The 14,262-nt window shown below is 63.3% G+C and carries 12 protein-coding genes and 5 pseudogenes; 10 read left to right on the top strand and 7 right to left on the bottom strand.

The annotated features are described in order from the left end of the window. Nucleotides 1-194: 194 nt before the first annotated feature. Both HUK72_RS19675 and HUK72_RS19670 read right to left on the bottom strand, forming a co-directional pair. Nucleotides 195-1,025, bottom strand: a complete 831-nt coding sequence (locus tag HUK72_RS19675; RefSeq protein ID WP_176598303.1) for a 23S rRNA (adenine(2030)-N(6))-methyltransferase RlmJ — start codon at nucleotides 1,023-1,025, stop codon at nucleotides 195-197. Between the two features lie 76 nt (nucleotides 1,026-1,101). Next, nucleotides 1,102-1,770: pseudogene (locus HUK72_RS19670) on the bottom strand (conjugal transfer protein TraH); the annotation flags it as partial. A 524-nt stretch (nucleotides 1,771-2,294) separates the two neighbouring features. Between HUK72_RS19670 and HUK72_RS27660 the strand changes: the two are divergent. Both HUK72_RS27660 and HUK72_RS19660 read left to right on the top strand, forming a co-directional pair. Then, nucleotides 2,295-2,705, top strand: a complete 411-nt coding sequence (locus HUK72_RS27660) for an AbrB/MazE/SpoVT family DNA-binding domain-containing protein (protein ID WP_369806019.1) — start codon at nucleotides 2,295-2,297, stop codon at nucleotides 2,703-2,705. Next, nucleotides 2,702-3,100, top strand: coding sequence for a type II toxin-antitoxin system VapC family toxin (locus HUK72_RS19660; protein WP_176598302.1), 399 nt, complete (start codon nucleotides 2,702-2,704; stop codon nucleotides 3,098-3,100). Before HUK72_RS27660 ends, HUK72_RS19660 begins: the two co-directional genes overlap by 4 nt. Nucleotides 3,101-3,110: 10 nt before the next feature. Here the strand turns inward: HUK72_RS19660 and traF are convergent. The 4 genes and pseudogenes from traF to HUK72_RS27340 all read right to left on the bottom strand — a co-directional run. Further along, nucleotides 3,111-3,548 (bottom strand): annotated as a pseudogene (gene traF / locus HUK72_RS19655) (conjugal transfer protein TraF); the annotation flags it as partial. A 436-nt stretch (nucleotides 3,549-3,984) separates the two neighbouring features. Then, a pseudogene (locus HUK72_RS27350) lies at nucleotides 3,985-4,344 on the bottom strand (acyl-CoA dehydrogenase family protein); the annotation flags it as partial. A 206-nt stretch (nucleotides 4,345-4,550) separates the two neighbouring features. Continuing rightward, nucleotides 4,551-4,775 (bottom strand): annotated as a pseudogene (locus HUK72_RS27345) (acyl-CoA dehydrogenase family protein); the annotation flags it as partial. Continuing rightward, nucleotides 4,705-5,142: an acyl-CoA dehydrogenase family protein gene (locus HUK72_RS27340; RefSeq protein WP_255325877.1), complete on the bottom strand. Its 438-nt coding sequence runs from the start codon at nucleotides 5,140-5,142 to the stop codon at nucleotides 4,705-4,707. The gene HUK72_RS27340 and the pseudogene HUK72_RS27345, both read right to left, overlap by 71 nt. A 360-nt stretch (nucleotides 5,143-5,502) precedes the next feature. On the opposite strand from HUK72_RS27340, the pseudogene HUK72_RS19645 reads away from it, so the two are divergent. Together HUK72_RS19645 and HUK72_RS19640 are read left to right on the top strand one after the other, a co-directional pair. Continuing rightward, a pseudogene (locus HUK72_RS19645) lies at nucleotides 5,503-6,411 on the top strand (acyl-CoA dehydrogenase family protein); the annotation flags it as partial. A 1-nt stretch (nucleotide 6,412) separates the two neighbouring features. Then, nucleotides 6,413-7,357, top strand: a complete 945-nt coding sequence (locus HUK72_RS19640; protein ID WP_176598300.1) for a D-isomer specific 2-hydroxyacid dehydrogenase family protein — start codon at nucleotides 6,413-6,415, stop codon at nucleotides 7,355-7,357. A gap of 120 nt (nucleotides 7,358-7,477) precedes the next feature. Here HUK72_RS19640 and HUK72_RS19635 read toward each other — a convergent pair whose 3' ends face one another. Further along, nucleotides 7,478-8,314, bottom strand: a complete 837-nt coding sequence (locus HUK72_RS19635; protein WP_176598299.1) for a LysR substrate-binding domain-containing protein — start codon at nucleotides 8,312-8,314, stop codon at nucleotides 7,478-7,480. 289 nt (nucleotides 8,315-8,603) lie between these two features. Here HUK72_RS19635 and HUK72_RS19630 point away from each other — a divergent pair, with 289 nt between their 5' ends. The 6 genes from HUK72_RS19630 to HUK72_RS19605 are packed head-to-tail and all read left to right on the top strand — an operon-like array spanning nucleotide 8,604 to nucleotide 14,174. Next, nucleotides 8,604-9,422 (top strand): ABC transporter permease, encoded by an 819-nt coding sequence (locus HUK72_RS19630; protein ID WP_176598298.1) that lies wholly within the window; start codon nucleotides 8,604-8,606, stop codon nucleotides 9,420-9,422. 2 nt (nucleotides 9,423-9,424) lie between these two features. Then, nucleotides 9,425-10,225 carry an ABC transporter ATP-binding protein gene (locus HUK72_RS19625; protein WP_176598297.1) on the top strand — a complete coding sequence of 267 codons (801 nt, stop codon included), beginning with the start codon at nucleotides 9,425-9,427 and terminating at the stop codon, nucleotides 10,223-10,225. Beyond that, the gene (locus HUK72_RS19620) at nucleotides 10,222-10,848 is read left to right on the top strand and encodes a cysteine dioxygenase (RefSeq protein WP_176598296.1); all 627 of its coding nucleotides are present in this window, start codon (nucleotides 10,222-10,224) and stop codon (nucleotides 10,846-10,848) included. The genes HUK72_RS19625 and HUK72_RS19620 overlap by 4 nt, the downstream gene beginning before the upstream one ends. Further along, the gene (locus HUK72_RS19615) at nucleotides 10,845-12,107 is read left to right on the top strand and encodes a rhodanese-like domain-containing protein (RefSeq protein ID WP_176598295.1); all 1,263 of its coding nucleotides are present in this window, start codon (nucleotides 10,845-10,847) and stop codon (nucleotides 12,105-12,107) included. The genes HUK72_RS19620 and HUK72_RS19615 overlap by 4 nt, the downstream gene beginning before the upstream one ends. Nucleotides 12,108-12,124: 17 nt before the next feature. Further along, nucleotides 12,125-13,213 carry an LLM class flavin-dependent oxidoreductase gene (locus HUK72_RS19610; protein WP_176598294.1) on the top strand — a complete coding sequence of 363 codons (1,089 nt, stop codon included), beginning with the start codon at nucleotides 12,125-12,127 and terminating at the stop codon, nucleotides 13,211-13,213. A 1-nt stretch (nucleotide 13,214) separates the two neighbouring features. After that, entirely contained in the window at nucleotides 13,215-14,174 is a 960-nt protein-coding gene (locus HUK72_RS19605) for an ABC transporter substrate-binding protein (RefSeq protein ID WP_176598293.1), read from the top strand. Nucleotides 14,175-14,262 lie beyond the last annotated feature (88 nt).

Raw genomic sequence — 14,262 nt, 5'->3', positions numbered from 1 at the left:
CGACTTTTCACGCCCGGCAAGCCCATTCCTCCGCAGCGGCCTTGTCATATTCGTCTTGCGCCTCATAGGCACAATCGTCTGGAGCAGGCCACCCAGCGTGAAACCGTGTTTCAAAAATCAGCGTGACCCAATTTGTTTGCAACCTGAAGCGCGGCAATTGCCTCTCTGGGAGAAGGGTGGGGTGAGGGTTTATTTTAATCACCCAACCAATCGGATATAATCTCGCCCTTATGCCCTTCGGGCGCTAACGCCGCGCGCAAAGCTTCCAACAGTGGCGGCAGTGTCTGCGTGAAAGCGTAGGGTGGATTAACGATATAGAGGCCCGCGCCGTTATAAATGCCGGGTTGCTCGCTATCGTATAGCCAATGCTCCACCAGCAGCAATTTCGGGATACCGAGCTTACGTAAGTGCTTCTTCCACTGCAAATGCGTGGCGCGGTCTTTCAGTGGATACCAGATCACCGTCACGCCATGCGCCCATTTGCGGTGAGCGGCGGCGAGGGTGGCGGTGATGCGCGCGCGTTCGTCCGGCTGCTCGTAGGGCGGGTCGACCACCACCACGCCGCGCGCGGTGCGGGGCGGCAATATAGCCAGCCAAAGCTCGTAGGCGTCGCGTTCATGCACGGCCGCGCTGGTGCCCCGCATCACGCCGCGGAGGGTGTAAGCGTCTTCCGGGTGCTTTTCGTTGAGGATCAGAAAATCCTGCGGGCGCAAAAGCTGCGCCAGAATCTGCGGCGAGCCGGGGTAAAGGTGCGGTTCGCCACCCACATTTACCGCCTGCACGGCGGCGCGGTAGTCGTCCAGCAAGGGGTTCGGGTCGGCAAAGGCCCGCAGCACGCCCCCCGTAGCCTCGCCGGTGCGTTGAGCTTCGTCACCGCCAAGGTCGTACAGCCCGCAGCCAGCATGGGTGTCGATCAGAGTCAGCGCGCCCTGCTTGTGCTGCAAGGCCCGCACCAAGGCAATCAGTAGGCTGTGCTTCACGACATCGGCGCTATTGCCAGCATGGAAGGAATGGCGATAATTCATTGTGATCCAAAATCCAGACGATCGGCCTTTAAACGAACTGCTGGACCTTCTGCAAAGCGAAGTTATGACCCCGCCGAAGCGAGCCGGTCCGGAAGATGTCGGTGACCTCCGCGGGGCAGTTCGAGAGCGCGTCCTTCAGATCCTCCGTGGGATTGTTGGAATTCGCCTCGATCTTCTCCCGGCTTTGCTGACAGCTTTTGGCGAAGCCCTGTTTTACCGATCGATAGCCGGTCATCTCCTCGATGATGCCCGACATATTGTCGTCGCCCTTGGCGAGCTGGACCATGCGGTTCGAAAGGCGACGGTCATTCACCTGGATGGAGTTGAGGTAATTCGTCGCCGCCTCCATCTTGCTGATGATATTTCCCATTTTTTCATCGAGCGTTTCGAAGAGATACTGGAACGCGACTGCGGGCGCGGCTTGAAGAATGCTTTCGAGCTTCTGGACGAGATAGTCGGGGTCGAGGAACGACATGCCGCCCAAGAACATGTCGATGCCGCCACACCCGGCCTTCACCTTGGGGAGCGTGAGGCTCATGAGATAATCATTATGGACGTCGACCCGGCCGGATATCCCACCCGCCGTCACATAGCCGCGGGTCTGATCCTCGAAGCTGCCGGGGCTCGTATAGGTCACATTGTCGAACCAGCTTTCCGCCCAGCCCTGGGCATGGGCGGCGGGAGTGGTCAGCGCGATGCCGAGCGCCGCGATGCTGGGCAGGGATTGGCGACAGATAGGGGCCATGGCGGGTGTCCTTGCTGGAGAAGGAGAGGGCTGAGACCCGCCATGGTCGGCTCCCTTTTGGCGTGGTTTGGGTTGATGCCGCGCGGGGAGGCGCGATGATGCCGGTGTATTTGGACATGGCGCGCAGACCGATTTCCGGTCGGACGCCTGTCAGCAATTTCGTCGATAGGTAGATGTTTCGCCGGAGATTTGCGTCATGGTCGGTGCCGATTGCAGCTGGAACGAGACGATCCTTGTCCGCCGCCGGCCGCACCCAGCGCACCGGATGGCCGACCCATGGAAGGCCAAGCCGACCGGAGCGGAGGAGCGCTTCGTTGGAGGAGATGGTGCGGACCTGCCAGCCATAGGTGCGGGCGAAGCGGAGGAGCCGCGTCCAAAGGTCGCCGCACGGTAAGCAGTCCGGCGCTGAACTCATTTCGACGACGAACAGCCTTCCCTCGGATCGCAACATCTCATCAACGTCGGACGGAAATTCGCGGGTCTGTGGGACGCGCGCGAGCCAGGCGATCAGTTCACGCGATGTGGTGACCGGGTTGATCGCGGCCTGCCTCGCCTTGTTTTCTCTCAGTTGGGAAGGCGGCGGAGATCTTCGTGGTGATGCCCGGCAAGAGCGCCATTATCAGCATCAGGATGCCATGCTTGAATGTAAGGCGGTAATGCCTTACATTTATCCACGAAAGGATATGAACGCGCTAACTATCACGACCAAGGGCCAGATTACCCTCAAGAAGGATCTACTCAAGCATCTTGGCCTGCAACCCGGCGACCGGGTCGCGGTAGAGAAGCTGCCCGATGGTCGCATCGAAATCCACGCGATGAAGCCCAGCGGAAAAATCTCCGATGTCTTCGGTATGTTGAAGCGAGAGGGACGCAAGCCGATGAGCATCGAGGAGATGAACGAGATCATCGGAAAGGGTTGGGCCGGCGAACTGTGAAGATCATCGCTGACACCAACATTCTGGTTCGAGCCATTACCGACGATGACGAGGTTCAGAGCCCCCTGGCGCGAGCGCAGCTCGATGGGGCGAAGCTCGTCGCCTTGACCCGGCCGACCTTGTGCGAACTTGCCTGGGTCCTGATCAAGGGTTTCAAGGTCAGCCGCGGAGAGTTCGCCGATATGCTTCGCACCTTGATTGCGGCCGACAATGTCGAAGTCGATCATGCAGCGGTCGAGGCTGGTCTCGCATTTCTCGATGCCGGTGGGGATTTTGTAGACGGCGTTATCACCCATGAAGGCCAGTGGCTGGGTGGCGAGACGTTCGTCAGCTTCGACGTTCAGGCCGTTAAGATCGCGAAGCGCCGTGGTCGGGCCGCGCTCACGCCGGTTTAATCGGGCGCCCTCATCGGCGGTCTTCCTGCAACGATAACGTAGCTGCCGACCCATCGGCGGAGCTGGCTGACACCGGCCCATTGGCCAAAGCATCGAAGAAGCCGCCTTCTTCGCCCGCGCCAGTCATGAACTGCTCGGGACGGATGTCACCATTGAGGAGCCGCACCGCCTGATAGGCCATGGCGGAGAGATTGGGATAGGCTTCGACGCCGCTCGCGATCACCATCCGCTGTTGGCTGTCGCGCTTGATGACCATCATCGTGGGCGTCACCTCTACCCCGAACCGTTGCCCCTGCTCAGGATGGGCGTCGAGATCCCGCCGAATAACCTGCCAGCCAAACTCCTCCTGGAAGCGCTGGGCGATCGGCCATTGCACCTGACAATAGCCGCAGCTTTTGCGGCTGAACATGACGAGGGCACAGGCGCGCGAGTTAGCGCGAAGATAACGCCAGCTTATGCGCAGTCTAGGGACCGCGACACCACCAGATCGGAGGATTCGATCAACCATTGCATTCATGAGGCGGCTGCCAGGCGACCGTGGCTTGAAAGAACGCTCCGAGCCCTGCGGAGGCAGGAGGGGGGATGGATCGGTGCGGAAGTGAGGAATAAGGATGGCTCGGTCGACCTGGGGCCCATGCAGGTAAACAGCTGGTGGGTGCCTCGCATCGCCCGGCTGACCGGCCGAAGCGAGCCACAGGTATGGTCTTTGCTCCGGGATGATGCCTGCTTCAACGTGGACGCGGCAAAATGGATATTTCTCTCGGCGCTCCATAATTCAAAGAATTTTTGGCGCGCAGTTGGGATATACCACAGTCCCACTCGCACCCGCCCAATCCACTACGCGCGCCAGGTCGCATCTATCATTGGACAGGAGAGGTAAATGCCTACTGACTGAAGCCGATGCGTCCGGCACCAGTCAGGATTGAATCATTCTGTGGGGCGTGGGCGCGGCTGCACAGCACGTCGCGATAGTGGCGCTCCAGCGGATTATTGCGGGTGAGCCCTGGATTGCCCGTGGCCTCTACCGCCAGTGCAACGGCGTCGATGGCATTACCAGTAATGAGGTATTTAAGGAGCTGCGCCTCCGATGCAGGGGGCGGCGCTCCTTCTTCGGTACGACGGATTAGGTCCTGCAGCAGTATCCTGTTGTTGAGTAGTAGAGCATCGATGCGGCCCAACAGTTCCTGATACCGATAAAGCGTCGAGAGCGGTGCGCCCAGATTGCTAGGTACCCGGGAGCGCGCAAACTCAGCGAACCAGTCACGCCCTGATGCGCCACCGCATCATAGAGGTTTCCCAGAAGGCCTACCATCCACGCGGTCTGAAGCGAACTGTCCTCGTTCCACTCCTCAGGCCGCCTTAAGTCCACAGCATGGTCGAATGGAATTGCCACGTCAGTCAGGATAACGTCGTGGCTGCCGCTAGCACGCATCCCTGCGTGATTCCACGTTTCTTCTATGCGTATGCCGGGACTGTCTGCCGGCACTAGGAAATAGCCGACCAGCGGATCGTCGCCTTCCGTCCGCCCCCAGACTATCATGTAGCTCAGGATCGGGCTCCCGGTGGAGAAGAGCTTGTGACCAGAAATCCGCCAGCCGTCTCCGTCACGTCTCGCCGTGGTAGCGGGCAGACCCCCGCGAAGGCGTTCCGAGTTCCGGCTCGACACGCAACGCATTCGCAAGCGCTCCGCGAGACACCGCTTCAGCCTCGATGCGGCGGCGCAGATGTGCGGGCCAGTGGTCTCTCCCACGCACGCCGGCATGAGTCAGATACTGCATTATCAGTACAAGAGCTGTTGAAGGATCTCCCTTCGCAATCTCCCGCACAACGCGGCTTGCCTCTGCAAGTCCCGCTCCGCGACCACCCTTTTCGGGCGCAATGGTTAGGGCCAGCAATCCGTGGTCATGCAGGGCGGAAAAATTTGCAAAAGGAAAGGAAGCGTCACGGTCATGATCGGAGGCTGTCCTACCGAACCGCTCACGCAGGGTGGCCAGCACGTCATCTGAAACAGCAGTGGGCCTTAAGTCGTGTGCTGTCGCCATTGTTTTTCCAGCGCTTTGTTGAACCTAGATTCTGTCGCCGGCGGTTATAACCAGCACCGCCGTGAAGCGCTGGCTTGGAGCCGTTTCTCCATGCGCACAAATGAATTGTTGAGTTCATTGCTTGAGAAAAATTCAGATGTGAGTGCGTGCAGTCCGGTATACTCCATGCGCCGACCCTTGATCCGCTAACGTCGGCATCGGCGTTGGCGGTAGCAACATCATGGCTGGAGCGGGCGAGCATGTTTATCGCAACTTTTATCGCGATTCCTCTTGAAATGATGATGCCGGATCGGCAGGCTCAAAAAAGCGACGGAAATCCGCCGCTTTGGGCAGGGCCATTTGGCGTTGTCCTGAGCTAGCATAATGATGACCCATCATTATCATGCGACTCCGGCGAGGGCGCAGGGCTGGCCGCAAGGGATTTACGAGCAACTGGCGCGGCAGGCGGTGCAGGGGCGCGGCTTGATCGGCGGGTTGCGCGTCGAGCCCGAATTGGGGACGCCGGTGCGCGGCGGTCTGCCCGCGACGGTCGCCCGGCGCACCACCGACGGCTGGGCGATCAGCGGCACGAAGATCTACTCGACCGGTTCCACGGGCCTCGACTGGTTTTCGGTCTGGGCGAAGACGGATGAGGAAAATCCGCGTGTCGGCAATTTCCTGGTCCGTTCCGACAGTCCGGGCATCGCCATAGAAGCGGCGTGGGATCATCTGGGCATGCGCGCCACGGTCAGCCATGCGGTGCATTTCGCGGATACGCCGGTTCCGCTGGATCATGCGGTCGACATCCGCTTGCCCGAACAATGGGCGGCGGGCGCGGGTGACCCCAGCCTCGCGATCTGGAACGCGCTGTCGATTTCCACCATCTATGACGGCGTGGCGCGGGCCGCGCGCGATTGGCTGCGCGCCTATCTCAACGACCGGGTGCCCAGCAATCTGGGCGCCGCGCTGGCGACTTTGCCCCGCGTGCAGGAGAAGTTCGGGGAGATCGAGGCGCTGCTGCAGGTCAACCGCACGCTGATCCGTGACGCCGCCTCACGTTACGATGCGGGCGATCCTCCCGGCGCGGTGGAGGTCAACAACATCAAATATCTCGCGACCGCCAATGCGATCCGCGCCGTGGAGATCGGGCTGGAACTGACCGGCAATCCGGGCATCAGTCGCAAGAATCCGCTGGAGCGCCATTATCGCGACGTGCTGTGCAGCCGCATCCATTCGCCGCAAACCGACACCATATTGATCGCGGCGGGACGCGCCGCGCTGGGGAACTGACATGTCCTTGATCATCGCCAGCCAGTTGGAACCCGATTTCAACCGCAGCCTTGGCCTGCACCCGTCGGCCCCGACCCTGATCGACGTGGCGGAGGATGAGCCGTGGACCGCCGCGAACGAGGCGGACATATTGCTGGTGCGGCCTTCGCTGGCCTGGCGGCAATCCGCGCAGGAGCGGCCCAAAATATGGCCGGGGCGGCTCAAATGGGTCTATAGCGCCTCGGCGGGCGTGGATTTCTATCCCGACTGGCTGCTGGAGGCGCCTCTCGTCACCTGCGGCCGCGGCGTCGCGTCGGAGGAGATTGCGGATTATGTGATCGCCGCCATCTATGCCCATGCCAAGAATTTGGAGGCGGCGACGGCGCGCTCGCGGGAGCAGTGGGTGCCCGTTCCGCTGGGCCGGGTGTCCGGAACGACCATCGGCATTGTCGGGCTGGGCGCGATCGGGACGGCGGTGGCCCGGCGCGGGCTGGCCCTTGGCGCGCAGGTCATCGGCTTGCGGCGAAGCGGCGCGCAATCGGGCGTCAGCGGCGTGCAGCATGTCCGCGATCTGGAAACGCTGGTGGCGGAGGCGGATCATATCGTCGTCGCCGTGCCCGGCACGCCGGAAACCCGCCACCTTTTCAACGAAGCGCTGTTTGCGCGGATCAAGCCGGGCGCGCACCTCATCAACGTGGCGCGGGGTTCCGTGATCGACCAGGAAGCGCTGATCGACGCGTTGGACCGGGAACGGCTGGGCTTCGCCACTCTGGACGTCACCGATCCAGAGCCGCTGCCCGCCGGCCATGCGCTCTACACCCATCCCCGCGTACGGTTGACGCCGCATATTTCCAGCAATTACACGCTGATCCGTCATCGGTTGCTGGACAAGGTCAATGACGATCTGTCCCGCTTCGTCCGGGGCGAAAAGCCCAGCGACATCGTCGATCCGGCGCGGGGTTATTAGGGAGGATCGGCATCCGGAACGATACCGGTCAAGCCCATTATCGTCGTCATGCTGAAACAAGTTCAGCATGACGGTTTTTCGGGTGGTGAACTGCTGACGACTATCCGCCGTTTCAGAGCCCTAAAGCGTCTGAACCGTCTCCCGCGCCAGTTCGGCCAGCCGGTGCGCCGCCTTGTCCAGCTTCTCCCCGGCCCGCAGGATCGCCGCCACGCGCGGCAGGGACGGCAGCCGTTCATGCTCCAGCCCCTGGCCGTCCTCCAGGAACAAATGGGTGCGGCAGGTGATGCCTAGCCCCGCCCCCACGGCCGCCTTCAGCGTCGCCAGATTGGGCGTCTCCACGGCGATCCGCCATTGCAGCCCGCTATCCTCCAGCGCCCGGATCGCAGCTTCGCGGAAGCGGCAAGGCTCCTCCAGCACGGCCAGGGGGATCACTTCCCGATCGACCAATGCGCCTTCGCCATACCAGCTCATCGGCGCGACCGTCACCGCATGCGGATCATTGGGCGCGGCGAAGCCCAGCAAAATGTCGAGTTCGCGGCGCTCCAGCAGGGTCTGCAACTCCGCCGTGCCCGCGACCCGCGCATAGATCTGCGCGTCGGGGTGCAGTTCGGAAAAGCGCGACAGCAGTCCGCTGAGCAGGCTGTCGGCAAAGTCCTGGACCATGCCGATGCGCGCTGGCCCGGCGAATCGGCCGGCGCTGACCGCTGCGACCGCCTCGTCATGCAGCAGCAGCACCCGCCGCGCATAATCGAGCAGCACTTCCCCGGCGGAGGTCAGGTTCAACCGCCGCCCTTCCCGCAGGAACAGCGTCTGCTGCACCAATTCCTCCAGCCGCTTGATCTGAAGGCTGAGCGCGGATTGGGTCACGAACACCTGCTCTGACGCGTTCAGCATCGATCCGGTGTCGACGATGGCCACGAAGCTGCGCAGCAAATTGGTAGGCAGATTGACCGGCATGAAAACCTCAATGCAATGGGAAAGACGCCGATCCGAAGCCGGGAACGGAGTCGCTGTCTTATCGCCAAGGCTTATATATCAATCAAAATAGTAGAGATTTAACGCGGCCAGAAAAATCTTGGCTCAAACGGCTGAAGCGCGCAAACCCGCTATTTCCCAAGGCCGATGGCGCATATTTTGCGGCCAATCGCTTCCTATGAGCAGCTCTTATAGGTCAGTCCAATAAAACTTAATTGAATTGGTAGACAATTCATGTTGGGCTTTCCCTCACCACCAAGAGGGCGAGTTGATGACGGTTTTGGCAGTGGACAGACGCGGTACCGGGCATGCCGGCGGGCGGAGATTTTCTCTGGCGCGTTTCGGTGGGCGTTGGCTTTCGCCCGTCATCCTGCTGCTGCTCTGGGAATTGGGGTCGCGCAGCGGCTTGATCCCCGAACGTACCCTTGCCGCGCCCTCGGCCGTGATCGGCACGCTGGCGGAAATGCTGCTGTCGGGCGAACTGCCCTCGAACCTTTTGGTGTCCTTCGCCCGAGTCGCCGTTGGCTTGCTGATCGGGGTGGGCCTGGGCCTCGCCCTTGGGCTGGTTGCCGGATTGTCGCGGACCGGAGAACTGACCGTCGACCCGCTGATGCAGATCAAGCGGACGATCCCCGTGCTGGCGCTCACGCCGCTTTTCATCGTCTGGTTCGGGATCGGGGAAACGCCCAAGATCGCCCTCATCGCCTTCGCGGCGGTCTTTCCGGTCTATCTCAATCTCTATAGCGGCATCCGGGGCGTCGACCTGCGCTTGCTGGATGCGGCGAAAAGCTTCGGCCTCAGCCGTTGGGAGCAGATCTGGCACGTCGTCCTGCCCTCCGCTCTGCCTTCGCTGCTGGTCGGGCTGCGCTATGCCCTGTCGGTCGCCATATTGGTCCTGGTCGTGGCGGAACAGATCAACGCCTCGGCCGGGCTTGGCTATCTCATCAACAATGCCCGCGATTTCATGCGGACCGACATCATCGTCGTCTGCCTCATGGTCTACGCCATTCTCGGCCTTGGCGCCGACTGGCTGGTCCGCACCGTCGAAGCCCGCGCCCTGATCTGGCGCCCCAGCATAGTGGAGCAATAAGCATGGACGCCCGCCTCGGATTCACCGCCCTGCAAAGCGCCGCCGACCATCGCGACCTGCCGCATCCCGAACCGGTGGTCAGGCTGCGCGGTTTCACCCGCCGCTTCGGTCCCAACACGATCATCGATGGCCTGGACCTCGACATCGCGCCGGGTGAGTTCATCGCCCTGCTGGGCCGTTCCGGCTCGGGCAAGACCACGCTGCTGCGCACGCTGGCAGGGCTGGACGAGGTGCGGGGCCAGGATGTGGAAGTGCCCGATTCCCGCGCCGTGGTGTTCCAGGATGCGCGGCTGCTGCCCTGGAAGCCGGTGTGGAAGAATGTCGCCCTGGGCCTCAAGGGCGACCGGGTGCGCGACCGCAGCGAAGCGGCGCTCAAGGAAGTCGGTCTTGGCCACCGCCTCGACGCCTGGCCGCTGACTCTCTCAGGCGGAGAGGCGCAGCGCGTCGCGCTCGCCCGCGCCCTGGTGCGCGAACCGAAACTGCTGCTGCTCGACGAACCCTTCGCGGCGCTGGACGCGCTGACCCGTTACCGCATGCATGATCTCGTCCTGTCGTTGTGGCGCGCCCATCGGCCCGCCGTGCTGATCGTGACCCATGATGTGGAGGAGGCGATCGCGCTGTCCGACCGGGTGCTGGTGCTCAACAAGGGCCGCATCGTCGCGCAGGAGCGGGTCACCGCCCCACGCGGCGAACGCTCCGGCATTTCCGGCCGTCTGCGCGAAAAGCTGCTCTCCTACCTGGGCGGCGACGTTCATGGGGATGACGTCCTGCCCTTCGCCCCCATCGTCGAGGCAGCCGAATGAACGCAGTCGCCACCATAGTCCGACCCGTCGAAGGCGGCGCGGACATAGGCCGCCTGCGCGGCTTCGTCACCGCCTTTGCCGATCTGCTGGCGGCGACGCGGGATGAAGGGGCGATATTGGAAAGCGGCCGTGCCCTGCTGAGCCGTCTGATCGCCAGGGACGACTGGCTGCCGGAGCAATTCACCCGCCCGCATCCGGAGCGCTACCAGCAATATCTGCTCCATTGCGACAGCCGGGAACGGTTCAGCGTCGTCAGCTTCGTCTGGGGGCCGGGCCAGTCGACGCCGATCCATGATCACACCGTTTGGGGCCTGGTCGGCGTGCTGCGCGGCGTCGAAAAGGTGGAGCGCTTTCGCCAGTCGCCCGATGGCCGGTTGATCCCGCATGGCGAACAATTTCTGCGGGAAGGCGAAGTCGACGCCGTCTCCCCCCGCATCGGGGACATTCATCGCGTGACCAACGGCCTGCCGGACCAGCCATCGATCAGCATCCATGTCTATGGCGCTAATATCGGCGCGGTCGAGCGGGCGACCTATGCCGCCGACGGCACCCCCAAAAGCTTCATATCGGGTTACGCCAACGGCGTGATCCCCAACCTCTGGGACAGATCGAGAAACGCATGACCACCGACACGCTGGACCGTATTCAGACTGCCACGCCGCAGGATATTCGCCGCGCCCTGCTGGTCGGCAGCGAGATCGCCCTGATCGACGTGCGCGAGGAGCATGAATTCGCGCAGGGCCACCCGCTCTTCGCCGCGCAGATTCCGCTGCGCCGGATCGATGAGGAAGCGCGCTGGCGCATTCCCCGGCTGGATACGCCAGTCATCGTCTATGACGATGGCGAAGGGTTGGCGCGCAAGGCGGCCGTGCGGTTCGAGGGGCTGGGCTATACCGACGTCCGCGAGCTGGAGGGTGGTCTCCATAGCTGGCGCGAGGCGGGTTACGAGCTGTTCGAGGATGTGAACAGCTATTCCAAGGCCTTTGGCGAGCTGGTCGAACATCGCCGCCATACGCCCTCGCTGGCGGCGGAGGAGGTGCAGGCGCTGATCCGGGAAAAGGCCGACATCGCGATCCTCGACGCCCGCCGCTACGACGAATATAACACGATGAGCATCCCGACCGGCACCAGCGTGCCCGGCGCCGAGCTGGTGCTGCGCGCCCGGACCATCGCGCCCGATCCGGATACGACCATCATCGTCAATTGCGCTGGCCGGACCCGCTCGATCATCGGCACGCAGTCACTAGTCAATGCGGGTCTGCCCAACCCGATCTTCGCGCTGCGCAACGGCACGATCGGCTGGACGCTCGCGGGGCAGGAGCTGGAGACCGGCCAGACCCGCGTCGCGCCGGAGGTGGACAATCGCTCGGTCGAGGACGCCCGCGCCCATGCCCGAGACGTCGCCTATCGCGCCGGGGTGAAGCGCATCGGCTGGGATGAACTGGAAGAGTTGAAGGCGGACACGGCCCGCACCCTCTACCTCTACGACGTGCGCCAGCCGCGTGAATATGAGAGTGGCCATCTGCCCGGCTTCCGCAATGCGCAGGGCGGCCAGCTAGTGCAGGAAACCGACCATAACGCCCCGGTGCGCGGGGCGCGCATCGTCGTCACCGACGATCTCGGCCCCCGCGCCGACATGAGCGCGTCCTGGCTCGCCCAACTGGGGTGGGAGGTGTTCGTGCTGGACGTGGACTGGTCCGCCGTGGCGCTGGAAAAAGGGTCGGATGGCGCGCCCAGCCCGCGTGGGCCGGAGGGCCGCTACAAGCGCCCCTATGAGGGCACCGACAACAAGGCCGCCGCCATGCAGGCCTATCTCGACTGGGAATATGGCCTCGTCGCCCAATTGGAGCGTGACGGCACCCACGGCTTTTTCGTGATTTGATTGGGGAAGGGACGACCATGAGCGTCAGGTTCATCGGCTATATCGGTTTCAACAACGGCTCAGAAACCCAGTCGGCAGTGCGCAGCCGCGTGCTCGACAAGGATTATGTCGAGGCGGCGGCGAGGGCGCAGGAAGAGGGCGGCTTCGACCGGGTGTTGATCCCCTTCGGCTCCAATACCCCGGAAAGCCAGATTGTTGCGGCCCATGCGGCGGCCATCACCTCTGCCCTCGGCTTTCTGGTCGCGCACCGGCCCGGCTTCACCCAGCCGACGGTCGCGGCCCGGCAACTGGCGACGCTGGATCAGCTATCGGGCGGCCGCGTCGCCGTGCATATCATCACCGGCGGCGCCGACGAGGAAATGGCGCGGGACGGCGACACGAAAAGCGTGAAGGCGGAGCGCTACGCCCGCACCGACGAATATCTGTCGATCCTGCGTCAGGAATGGACGGCGGCCCAGCCCTTCGACCATCGGGGCAAATTCTATGACGTGAAACAGGCGTTCAGCGCCGTCAAACCCGATAATCTGCCGGTCTTCTTCGGCGGTTCGTCGCCCGAAGCGATCGAGGTCGCGGGCCGCCATGCCGATGTCTACGCCCTTTGGGGCGAAACGCTGGAGGCCGTGCAGGACACGGTGCGGCATGTGCGCCGGTCGGCGGCGCGCTATGGCCGCGATCCGGGCTTCTCCCTGTCGTTGCGCCCCGTCATCGCGGATACGGAGGAAGCGGCGTGGAAGCGCGCGGCGGAGATAGAGGAGCAGGTGCGCGAAAACCGCATCGCCGCCGGCCTGCCGCTCACCGGCCATCGTCCGCCCAATGCCGGTTCGCTCCGCCTGCTCGAAACCGCCAGCACCAATCGGCAGGACAAGCGGCTATGGACCGGCGTCGCGGCCCTCACCGGCGCGGCGGGCAACAGCACGGGGTTGGTCGGCACGCCTGAACAGGTGGCCGACGCCATGCTCGATTATTATGACATCGGCATCGATCATTTCCTGATCCGCGGGTTCGATCCGCTGGGCGATTCCATCCTTTATGGCCGGGAACTGCTCCCCGTCGTGCGGCGCAAGGTGGCTGAGCGCGACAAGGCTCGTCTGGCGCTGGCGGGCTGACATGGCGAAGAACAGGGGCGCGATCATCGCGGTGGCATTGGCGGCGGCGGCGGGCTTTGGCCTTGCCGCCGCGAAATTCGGCGGCAGCGGCGACACGGTGCTGCGGGTCGCCAACCAAAAGGGGCAGGTCAAATCCATGATGATCGCCTCGGGCGTGCTCAAGGACGCGCCCTATACGGTCGAATGGTCGGAATTCCCGGCAGCCCAGCCTTTGCTGGAGGCGGTCGGCGGCGGCGCGGCGGACCTGGGCCTGGCCGCCGACGCGCCCTTCATCTTCGCCTATCAGAGCGGCAGCCCGGTCAAGGCCATCGGCGTGCAGGCGCCCGCCGCCCAGGCCGGGGAGGCGCTGGCCCTCGTGGTGAAGCAGGGTTCGCCCGCGCATTCGATACAGGATCTGATCGGCAAGTCGGTCGCCACCACGCGGGGGTCGATCGGCCATCACCTGTTGCTCCAGGCGCTGGAGCGGGCGCATATCCCGGCGGACCGGATACGCGTCACCTTCCTGCCGCCCGGCGATGCCAAGGCCGCCTTCGACAGCGGCGCGATCGACGCCTGGTCCACCTGGACGCCCTATACCAATGTGGCGATCAAGGAAGGCGCGCGGGGGGTGGTCGACGCGAAGGATTATGGCCTGCCGCTCTATATCGACATCGCCTATGCCGATTCCATCGAGTCCAAACGGGCGCTGCTGGCGGATTTCCTTCAGCGGGAGGCGCGGGCCGTAGCATGGGCGCGTGCGCATCCCGATGAATTCGCGCAGGTGCTGGCGAAGGAAACCGGCTTGCCGCTCGACATCGCCCGCGCCAGTTTCGACCGCAACAACCGCGTCGCGCAGCCCATCGACGGCAAGATCGTCGCGCATGAGCAGGCCATCACCCAGCGCTTCCAGAAAGCCGGTCTGACCGAGGGCAAGCGCCCGGTCGCGGACGCCTTCGACCGCAGTTTCGGCAAGGGCGGATGAAGCTGGACTTCGTCACCGGCAAGCAGATTTAAAATTCAAATTTACTCATAGTTCCGGTAGCGAAGTCATTTCTCAATCATTTCGATAG

Source organism: Sphingobium sp. 15-1 (genome assembly GCF_013375535.1).
GTDB classification, from domain to species: Bacteria; Pseudomonadota; Alphaproteobacteria; order Sphingomonadales; family Sphingomonadaceae; genus Sphingobium; species Sphingobium aromaticivastans.
Note: the sequence above shows the minus strand (reverse complement) of the source record. Positions and strands in the feature narration are given on the sequence as shown.

Excerpts from the sequence above, each read along its gene's own strand:
- HUK72_RS19675 (WP_176598303.1), bottom strand. The coding sequence starts at position 1,025 with ATGAATTATCGCCATTCCTTCCATGCTGGCAATAGCGCCGATGTCGTG.
- HUK72_RS27340 (WP_255325877.1), bottom strand. The coding sequence starts at position 5,142 with ATGGCGACAGCACACGACTTAAGGCCCACTGCTGTTTCAGATGACGTG.
- HUK72_RS19640 (WP_176598300.1), top strand. The coding sequence starts at position 6,413 with ATGTCCTTGATCATCGCCAGCCAGTTGGAACCCGATTTCAACCGCAGC.
- HUK72_RS19635 (WP_176598299.1), bottom strand. The coding sequence starts at position 8,314 with ATGCCGGTCAATCTGCCTACCAATTTGCTGCGCAGCTTCGTGGCCATC.
- HUK72_RS19630 (WP_176598298.1), top strand. The coding sequence starts at position 8,604 with ATGACGGTTTTGGCAGTGGACAGACGCGGTACCGGGCATGCCGGCGGG.
- HUK72_RS19625 (WP_176598297.1), top strand. The coding sequence starts at position 9,425 with ATGGACGCCCGCCTCGGATTCACCGCCCTGCAAAGCGCCGCCGACCAT.
- HUK72_RS19620 (WP_176598296.1), top strand. The coding sequence starts at position 10,222 with ATGAACGCAGTCGCCACCATAGTCCGACCCGTCGAAGGCGGCGCGGAC.
- HUK72_RS19615 (WP_176598295.1), top strand. The coding sequence starts at position 10,845 with ATGACCACCGACACGCTGGACCGTATTCAGACTGCCACGCCGCAGGAT.
- HUK72_RS19610 (WP_176598294.1), top strand. The coding sequence starts at position 12,125 with ATGAGCGTCAGGTTCATCGGCTATATCGGTTTCAACAACGGCTCAGAA.
- HUK72_RS19605 (WP_176598293.1), top strand. The coding sequence starts at position 13,215 with ATGGCGAAGAACAGGGGCGCGATCATCGCGGTGGCATTGGCGGCGGCG.